The 2,047-nt window shown below is 28.4% G+C and carries 2 protein-coding genes; one reads left to right on the forward strand and one right to left on the reverse strand.

Features of this window, described 5'->3' with window-relative positions; genetic code table 11:
* Positions 1-280: 280 nt before the first annotated feature.
* Positions 281-997 (reverse strand): LuxR family transcriptional regulator AbaR, encoded by a 717-nt coding sequence (gene abaR / locus J582_RS24830; RefSeq protein ID WP_032048157.1) that lies wholly within the window; start codon positions 995-997, stop codon positions 281-283.
* A gap of 818 nt (positions 998-1,815) precedes the next feature.
* On the opposite strand from abaR, the gene J582_RS0105495 reads away from it, so the two are divergent.
* The coding region (locus tag J582_RS0105495; RefSeq protein ID WP_155766487.1) for a DUF4902 domain-containing protein at positions 1,816-2,047 on the forward strand (232 nt) is incomplete at its 3' end.

The following is a 2,047-nucleotide window of genomic DNA, read 5'->3' on the forward strand; positions in this document are numbered from 1 at the left end:
GAAAAACTGAGTAATGATCTGAAGATTAAAAAATTTTACTTTTAAGATTAAATTATTAATACCGCCTATTTAATTTTATTTCAGATAATTAAAATTTAATTTATACATTATTATAATAAACTATAAATAATTTTATTTAAAAATAATAAACTTACTCATTATTTTAAATTCATAGATTAACTTTTTAAAATAAAAAATTTAAAACACATGTTATAAAATACTTAAATAAATATCATATAACTATTTATTTTATAATACTCTATATTCTTTATATATCTTTTTACAAAAGTCCCAGCATTACTGCTCGAATAGCTGCTGAAATTTTATTATTTACATTTAATTTTTGCATCGAGTTACAAAGATGAAAATTTACAGTTCTTTCAGTAACCCCAATAATCTGGGCAATCTCTGCTGAGGTTTTACCCTCTGCTGTCCAACGTAAAGCTTCTTTTTCTCGGTTCGTTAAATAAAGGTTGAACTGAGAGAACTCTACATCATTGACAATTTTAGCAATGCTGGAATGCACTGTTTGAGTCAACCAATACATATTTGTATATTGTGCTTTTTGCTCTTTTTCTGATAATTGATCGGTGGATCTTGCTAGTGTTAACATCCCTCTCGTCCCAATAAAATCACGACTTGACTGAGCCCAACCGACATTTAAACCATAAGAACGCGCCTCTTCCCAGAAATCTTTTTCTTCTTGTGTTTTTGCATTTTGACTCGACCAGACAAGAGGTTGAAGTGATACCATACAATGCTGCACAGTAGGGTCTACCTTCACGTAACGTTGTTCTATATAGAGCTTTTGCCATGCCTGAGGATAATTATTCAACATAATTGTTTTTGGTTCAGCAATAGATAGCGGTGACTGCATACCATAAGCACAATAATCAAATCCAAGCTTTGACGCTGTAGATTTGACTACTTCAAACAATTCATCTTCATTTTTTACGACCAAAAATGCTGATAATAAATCCTCTTGCCAACTTTCCATTTGCTCTCATTAGGCTCCATTCAGAAATTATTTTTTGTTCAGTTATCTCTTGTGAATCCAAATAATTAAATTGAAGCGTAGGGCTATTTTTTTACCTTTATTTCAATAGAACTCTACAAAAATCTAAAAGATTATGAGGCTGTTAAAATATTTCCACTACTTCATCTTCTTTTATTACTTTCTCAATTGCAGATTTTGAACTCATCATCCAATTAACAACACTTTTAAGCCCAAATGGTTGTAAATTATTCAGATAAACTAAATTTCTGAAAGCCTTTAAGGTTGTTATATTCAATATACAGATTATGCTTGAAAAAATTAAATTTTACAGGATGCATTTTATTCCAAAAAACATAGTTTTTAAAATAAAAAAACAATGCTCATTATTTAATCTTAAAATTATATTTTATTAATTTAATTAAATAATACATTTCAACAATGATCCAAGAAATATAATTTTACCAATCATTATATATACAAACTAAAAAAATAAATAATTATTTAGCAAATCAAATAATTACATGGTGGCTTATTTTAGTTAAAACTATTGTTTTAATAACAAGTATAAAAGCCACCTAAAAAAGCTAAAAAAAGTAAGTCAATTGAGCATTGTCAAAAGCATTTTTTATATTATAACTACAAGATAATCATTTTTTACTTTAGCCAACCTTAATACTTGAATAATCTTCCAATAAGAATAGCTTAACGATATAGGGCATCAAATTATATTTAACCTGTTAAACATAACAGTATTTAATTGGCAATAATTTATGGTATTTATCAAAAGATTTCTATTTCAGGGTACTTGAACAGGTAGCATGGCCAACATTACCCCTCATTTTTCAATTTCGACAGATGGTTTTATTCGTATGAATGAGAACCAACTCATGAATTACCCTTTTCAACACGTTGTATCTATCGTTGAATCAGCCCAAATTGAAGAATCTCAAATTGTTTATTATGGTTTTACTGAATGGGCGACATTAAAAACTCCTGCTTTAAGTACAGGATGGGACTGGGAATTCGTTGAACAAAACGGTTTTGTTACTT

It is taken from the genome of Acinetobacter sp. 1566109, from assembly GCF_000582255.1.
GTDB classification, from domain to species: Bacteria; Pseudomonadota; Gammaproteobacteria; order Pseudomonadales; family Moraxellaceae; genus Acinetobacter; species Acinetobacter nosocomialis.